Below are 6,959 nucleotides of genomic sequence, written 5' to 3' on the forward strand. Positions count from 1 at the left end.
CTGGGACTTCTTCAATATCGGTTTGAGTTCACCTGTGATCGTGGAAGCCCACTCGGCGGAAGCGCGGGCGCCGTAGGCGTGCGGCAGACCGAATCTGTCGCCGATATGGGTCGATCAGCCAGACCCGTTGGGGGATCGGACCGTTGCTTCCGGACTGAAAGGGAGTAATTGACTGATGAGGACCATCGTGAAGAACGCTGCCGCAGGCGCAGTACTGGGAGGCTCGCTGGTAGCCGCGGCGGGTCTCGGCCTTGCACACGCAGCTCCGCCTGCCCAGTCCGTTGTGAACGACGGCAAGGTCAACGTCACTGTGACGGCCGGTGGCCAGCAGGTTGGCGTCCTTCAGGACGTGTCGCTGGCCAGCGCTGAGGCGCTCGCCAATTCCGCCTGCTCGAGTGCCGGTATCACCGCTGCGGCGCTCCAGGCCCTCGACGTCAACGACACGCCGGTGCCCGGCACATGCGCGGACGTCGAAGGCGGATTGACCTTCACGTTCGCTCAGAACGGCCCGGGTAACTCGGAGAACGCCCCGGGGCAGAACCGCGGCTCCACCACGCCGACCACGCCGTCGAGCTCGACGACCGCGGCGCCGACGACCACCGCCGCGCGGTAGCTCTCCGTATCAGCCGACCTCACCGCCCGTGTCCAGTCGGGTGCGGGCGGTGGGGCGTACTCAGGTCTCGATTCGGTACCGATTGAGCAGCGGCACGGGTGCTGACGTCGCCGGTTGGCCCTCGGGGCGCCATCTATGAGAGGTTTGTCGGCATGGCTCGACTGTTCGGCACTGACGGGGTGCGCGGAGTCGCCAACCAGGATCTAACCGCCGAGCTGGCGCTAGCGCTGGGTGCGGCGGCTGCTCGACGGCTGGGCAGCACTGGCCGTACTCCGCGCCGCGTCGCCGTGATCGGCCGCGATCCACGCGCCAGCGGCGAGATGCTCGAGGCGGCGGTGATCGCCGGGGTGACCAGCGAGGGCGTCGACGCCTTGCGGGTGGGCATCCTGCCGACGCCGGCGGTGGCATATCTGACGAGTGCCTATGACGCCGACTTCGGCGTGATGATCTCGGCATCGCATAATCCGATGCCCGACAACGGCATCAAGATCTTCGGCCCCGGCGGGCACAAGCTCGACGACGCCACCGAGGACCGCATCGAAGAGCTCGCCAACCAAGGGCCCGGCGCGCGGCCGACCGGCGCAGGCATCGGCCGCGTCATCAACGCCGAAGACGCCCTCGATCGCTACCTGCGCCACGCCGGCAAGGCCGTCACAACGCGGCTCGACGACCTGACCGTCGTCGTCGACTGTGCGCACGGCGCCGCCTCCACCGCCGCCCCGCGTGCTTACCGCGCCGCTGGCGCCAACGTCATCGCGATCAACGCCGATCCCGATGGCTTGAACATCAACGACCGCTGCGGGTCCACGCACATGGAAGCCCTGCAGTCGGCCGTGGTGTCCTACGGCGCGGATCTCGGGCTGGCCCATGACGGCGATGCTGACCGATGCCTCGCCGTCGACGCCAGCGGCCGCGTCATCGACGGCGACGCGATCATGGTCGTGCTCGCGCTGGCGATGCGAGAGGCCGGCGAGCTGGCCTCCAACACACTGGTGGCGACCGTGATGAGCAACCTCGGCCTGCACCTGGCCATGCGCTCGGCGGGCATCGAGGTGCGCACCACCAGCGTCGGCGACCGCTACGTGCTCGAAGAGCTGCGGGCGGGGGAGTACTCCCTCGGCGGCGAACAATCGGGCCACATCGTGATGCCGACACTCGGCACCACCGGCGACGGCATCGTCACCGGCCTGCGGCTGATGTCGCGGATGGCGCAGACTCGCTCGTCGCTGGCGGCTCTGGCGGAGCCCATGCAGACACTGCCCCAGGTTCTGATCAACGTTGAGGTCGCCGACAAGGCCACAGTTGCCGATGCGCCGTCGGTGCGCTCCGCGGTGGCCGAGGCCGAGGCCGAACTCGGCGACACCGGCCGAATCCTGTTGCGGCCCTCGGGAACCGAGCAAGTCGTGCGCGTCATGGTCGAGGCGGCCGACGAGGACACCGCACGGCAATTGGCCGTCAAGGTCGCGGAGTCGGTCAGCGCCGAGCGCTGAAATCCGTTGGAACCGGCGGGGCATCGCCGGCGTCTTAGCTGAACATGGGACAACCTGACGCCGCGCGCGTCGATGTTGCCGCGCTGCTCGCTGTGGCACGCCAGTACGAGGCTTGCGCTGACATCGTCGACGGCGCGGTGCGCACGCATCTGAACTTCGAGTTCGACGGCGCCGGCGCGGGACGCATGCACACCGCGCGCGGTGATGCCCTGCGTTCCGCCGTCGACCGGATCACGGATCAACTGCGGCAGTGGTCGCGGACCAACCGGGAGATCGCGTTGGTGTTGCGGATGTCTGCTGACCGGTACGCCGAAGCCGACGCCCGCGCCGCGCGGCGAGTGGGGTAGCGGTGGCCGAAAAGCTCGATGCGGCTTCACGATTGGCCGAAGGTCGACCGGCCGTCGACGACATCGCAAACTACGTGTGGGCGTGCCATCTGCTGGGCTATCAGAATCCGGACCTGACGATGCATGCCGAGCAGGTGCGCGACTTGTACGGCACCGAGGACGGGCTCGACTTGCGAGCCCTCGACAACGACTGTGCAGCGCTCGATGCGGCGGTGTCAGCGGTGTCGGCTGCGATGGCGCGCCAGGACGACCAGCTCGCGGCGGTGTCGGCGGCCTGGCAGGGTCGCGGTGCAGACGCTTCACGCTCGTTTCTCCGCTACCACCAGGACGCGTCGGCGGCTGCGGGCTCTGCGGTGCGTACGGCCGCCGACGCGCTGGCGGCGCTGAGGGACAACCTGTGGGAGGTTGTCAACGGAAAAGTCGCGACGACCGTGGCCGTGGGCCAGCGCGCACAGGATGACTGGTTGGCCGCCGCGCAGACGGTCGCCACCGGCGCGGGTGACCGGGCAGCGGCCAGTGAACTGATCGACCAGCAGGTAAAGCCGTTCGTGGACAACGATATTCGCGGGGATTGGCTGGCCGCCATGCGTTCTGCGACGGCCGCGGTAATGGATCTGTACGACGCGGCGACCGCTGAGTTGGCGGCCGAACGGGCCGCGGTGTTCGAGGTGCCAGGTGATCTCGGTCCGTCCTGGGCGCCGCCGCCGCGGGACGATGACATCGCGACGACCCCTGCGGCCGCCGCAAGTCCTGTTGCGAGCATGCCTACATGGAGCGCGCCGGCCGCTCCACCGTCGATGCCCGGTGCGGTAGACCCGCTGCCGGCGCCGCCCGCTCCGACTCCGCCGGCGGCCGACCCCGCCGCAACCGCGCCGGCAATGGCTGCGCCGCCGTCGATGCCGTCGCTTGGCGGGATGCCGGATATCGGCAGTGGCTTTTCCGGCATCGGTCAGCAGCTCGCTGATGCGCTCGGCGGTCTGCTGGGGTCGGCAGACGACGGGCTTGCCGATCCGCCGCAGCTCGACGACCCGGAGCCCGACGAGCCCGAACCAGATGGAAGCGACGAGGATGACGAACCCGTCGACGACACCGATGAGGAGGAGGCCGACGAGGAAGAGGCCGCCGGCGAACCCATCGCGACGGATGCTGTCGCCGTCGACGACTGCCAAACCGATGAACCGCCACCGCCCGTCGAAGAGCCACTCGCCGAACCCACGCCGACCCCGATTCCGCCACCGCCCGAGCCTGCTCAGCCACCAGTGGAGCCTGTGCCCGATTCTGTGGCTGACAAGACGCCGTGTGAGATCGCGGCCGACGAACTGCCGCAAGTGGGAGAGTGATCGGAGCGTGGGTTGAACGCGCAGCTATGTGAAGAACTGGTGAGAATGGCGGAGGAAGATCGCGCCGTTTCCGCGGCGCAGAGGGCTCGGGACTCCAATGATCACGGTCAGTGAAGTGGAGGTCCGGATAGGTGTTCACCTCGCCGACCTGCACGCTGCCTAACAGGTCAACGCGTCTTCAGACCAGCGTCAGATCGTCTGATCGCGGCATGCAAGCGCCGCGCTGACGAATGCGTCGCGGGCCGGGTTGTCGGTCGCTGCGTCCCAGATCAGTGTGACCCGGCTGGGCTCGACATCCGCGAGTGGCAGCACCCGAACGTCCGGCCTGCGGTAGTACGCCGTCGTCGAGCGCGGCAGGATCACGAACCCTTCACGCGCAGCGACATGTTCGAGCTTCTCCTCCACGGTGTGCGCGGTCTGGCCTGCGCGTCGATGCTCGGGTGTCGCCATCGCATACCACTCCGGCACGGTGGCCGGATCCTGCAAGAGGCGTCTGGATGCCAGATCGGCCAACCGCACGGAACGCTTCTTCGCCAGCGGATCGCCCGCAGGCAAAACGACGACCCGCGGCTCCTCCAACAGCGGCGCGGTGCCCAGCCCGCGGTGGTCGATGGGCTCACGCGCGTACACCACGTCGAGCTCGCCGCACCGGACCAGGTCGACCTGTTCAGCCCAGCCGACTTGCACCACGACGGCACGCCGCGACGGACCGCCGGCTTCGAACGCCACCGCCGCGGCCGTCGCCAACAGGCCGGGCATGACGCCGACGGTCACCGTCACCGTCAGATCGGCGGCACGAGAAAGCCGCTCCTGCACCGCTTTTGACTCGGCAAGTAGGAAGCGGCCATCTTCGAGCAACTGCTTCCCCGCGACGGTCAATTCAGTTCCGCGCGAGTCGCGTTCGAACAACTGCACGCCGAGTTCGTTTTCGAGCGAACGAATCTGGCGCGACAGCACCGGCTGTGCAATGTGCAGCCGCTCGGCGGCGCGGCTGAAGTTCAGTTCCTCGGCCACCGCCATGAAGTAGCGGAGTTTACGCATGTCGAGGTCCGGCGCGGCCATACCCAGAGGGTATCGCTTGGCGACGAAAAGGGTCTTGGACTGCGGCCCCGATCCGGCCCGACAGTGGATGTATGAGCCTGAAGAACGCGCGAGTCCTCGTCATCGGCGGCACCTCCGGCATCGGCCTGGGTGTCGCGTCCGTGCTCAGCGTGGACGGCGCAACGGACCCTCGTCTAAGGGCTACAAGCGTCAGCGGCCGCGGGACATGTTCGCTGAGAACGATGCAACGGAGTGAGTCCGTCCGCCGCTCTTGGTCGAACTGCGACCACCGCCACCCGTATGGTTTCGCCGGTTCGGTTTGCGACGCCCACGCTGCTCCTGAGGTTGGGCGTTCGTGGGTGCTGCGAGAACCAGGGGTTCGCCGAATTTCCGTTCGCCCGGCGCGATTTCGTGCAGTACCGGATGTGACGCGCCGCTGAACCGGGTGATCGTCGGCTTCACGCCGGCTTTGCGGGTCAGCTGGCGCACGTCGGAGACCTGCTCGTCGATCATCAGCGTCACCACGGTGCCGTCGGCTCCGGCGCGGGCTGTGCGGCCGGACCGGTGCAGGTACGCCTTGTGCTCGATGGGCGGGTCGGCGTGGACGACGAGACTCACGTCGTCGACGTGGATGCCGCGCGCGGCGATGTCAGTGGCCACCAGAACCACGGCCGTACCGTCGGAGAAGGCGGCAAGATTGCGGGTGCGGGCGTTCTGCGACAGGTTTCCGTGTAACTCGACTGCGGCGACACCTCGCGAATTCAACTGGCGGGCAAGATTCTTGGCGCCGTGTTTGGTGCGTGCGAAGACGATGGTGCGGCCGGGCGACGCGGCGAGGTCGGCCAGCACATGGATCCGTGCCCCCTTGTCCACATGCAGCACGTGATGATCGATGGCGGCCACCGGCGATTGCGCCGAATCGACGCTATGCACGACGGGTTCGGTTAGGTAGCGCTTGACCAGCACGTCGACGCCACCGTCGAGCGTGGCCGAAAACAGCATTCGCTGACCGTTGCGCGGGGTCTTGTCCATCAGTCGCTTGACCGGCGGCAGGAATCCGAGATCCGCCATGTGATCAGCCTCGTCGAGGATGGTGATCTCGATTCCCGACAAGTCGGCGTGGCCGGACCGCACATGGTCCTCCAGCCGTCCTGGGCAGGCGATGACGACGTCGACGCCCTGACGCAGTTTCTGAATCTGTGGGCCGGGGGCGACTCCACCGAAGATGGTGACCGAGCGAAGGTTCGTCGCAGCGGCCAGCGGCGCAAGCGCCGCGTCGATCTGAGCGACGAGTTCGCGGGTGGGGGCGAGGATCAGCGCCCGCGGCCGGCCCGGGGCGCGCTTTGACGGGTTGGTTGTGAGTCTCGTCACCATCGGCAGCAAGAACGCATATGTCTTGCCCGATCCGGTGCGGCCACGGCCTAAGACATCGCGCCCGTTCAACGAGTCGGGCAGCGTCGCCGCCTGAATCGGGAATGGGCTTTCGATGCCGTTGGCGGTAAGAACGGCGACCACAGCCTGGGGCAGGCCGAGGTCGGAGAAAGTGGGCACGGTTGTCCCACTGGCGATTTGAACAGACAAGGGTTAAAGCTCCGAAAGTTAGAGTGGTCGTCCTGCCCGGCGCGGATGATCCGCGGCGCTCGGTATGACGATCGAGAAGCGGCAAAAGGCAGAACAGACGTTGCCGCTGCGCATCAGTCTACCGGCTCACCGGCGAATGGCTGTAATCGCTACGGCAACAGGGCGCGCAATTCCTCGACATACCGCACAGATTCGCGGCGCTCACCGGAGAGCGGATGCACCAAGAGCGTCGTCACGCCGGCTTCGGCGTAGGCGGCCAGGCGCTCCTTGACGAACCCGCGCGGGCCGACGAGAGACGTGTGGCGCACCAGCTCGTCGGGAACCGCGTCGATGGCCTCGGCCTTCTTGCCGCTCAAATACAGATCCTGAATGTGGTTGGCCACCTCGCCGAACCCGTAGCGAGTGGCCAGGTTGTGATAGAAGTTGCGGCCACGGGCACCCATACCGCCGATATATAGCGCCAATTGTGGCTTTGCCCAAGCTAATCGGTCATCCACGTCATCGCCGATCGCCAAGCTCGCGCTCACCATGACGTCCAATGGGCCCA

General features: G+C 67.3%; 7 protein-coding genes. 4 read left to right on the plus strand and 3 right to left on the minus strand.

Features of this window, described 5'->3' with window-relative positions; all coding sequences use genetic code 11:
• Positions 1 to 175: 175 nt before the first annotated feature.
• From VJV41_RS03165 to VJV41_RS03180, 4 genes are all read left to right on the plus strand, one after another.
• Entirely contained in the window at positions 176 to 613 is a 438-nt protein-coding gene (locus tag VJV41_RS03165; RefSeq protein WP_325331018.1) for a hypothetical protein, read from the plus strand.
• A 152-nt stretch (positions 614 to 765) separates the two neighbouring features.
• Positions 766 to 2,103, plus strand: a complete 1,338-nt coding sequence (glmM, locus tag VJV41_RS03170; protein ID WP_325331020.1) for a phosphoglucosamine mutase — start codon at positions 766 to 768, stop codon at positions 2,101 to 2,103.
• Between the two features lie 44 nt (positions 2,104 to 2,147).
• On the plus strand, positions 2,148 to 2,450 hold the full coding sequence (locus tag VJV41_RS03175) for a type VII secretion target (RefSeq protein ID WP_325331022.1): 303 nt from the start codon (positions 2,148 to 2,150) through the stop codon (positions 2,448 to 2,450).
• A gap of 2 nt (positions 2,451 to 2,452) precedes the next feature.
• The gene (locus VJV41_RS03180) at positions 2,453 to 3,790 is read left to right on the plus strand and encodes a hypothetical protein (protein WP_325331024.1); all 1,338 of its coding nucleotides are present in this window, start codon (positions 2,453 to 2,455) and stop codon (positions 3,788 to 3,790) included.
• Between the two features lie 189 nt (positions 3,791 to 3,979).
• On the opposite strand, the gene VJV41_RS03185 is transcribed toward VJV41_RS03180, so the two are convergent.
• The 3 genes from VJV41_RS03185 to VJV41_RS03195 all read right to left on the minus strand — a co-directional run.
• Entirely contained in the window at positions 3,980 to 4,852 is an 873-nt protein-coding gene (locus tag VJV41_RS03185; protein WP_325331026.1) for a LysR family transcriptional regulator, read from the minus strand.
• A gap of 189 nt (positions 4,853 to 5,041) precedes the next feature.
• Positions 5,042 to 6,382, minus strand: a complete 1,341-nt coding sequence (locus VJV41_RS03190) for a DEAD/DEAH box helicase (protein ID WP_325331028.1) — start codon at positions 6,380 to 6,382, stop codon at positions 5,042 to 5,044.
• A gap of 179 nt (positions 6,383 to 6,561) precedes the next feature.
• Positions 6,562 to 6,959: LLM class flavin-dependent oxidoreductase (locus tag VJV41_RS03195; RefSeq protein WP_325331030.1), on the minus strand; the 398-nt coding region annotated here is incomplete at its 5' end.

It is taken from the genome of Mycobacterium sp. (genome assembly GCF_035274705.1).
Taxonomy (GTDB): Bacteria; Actinomycetota; Actinomycetes; order Mycobacteriales; family Mycobacteriaceae; genus Mycobacterium.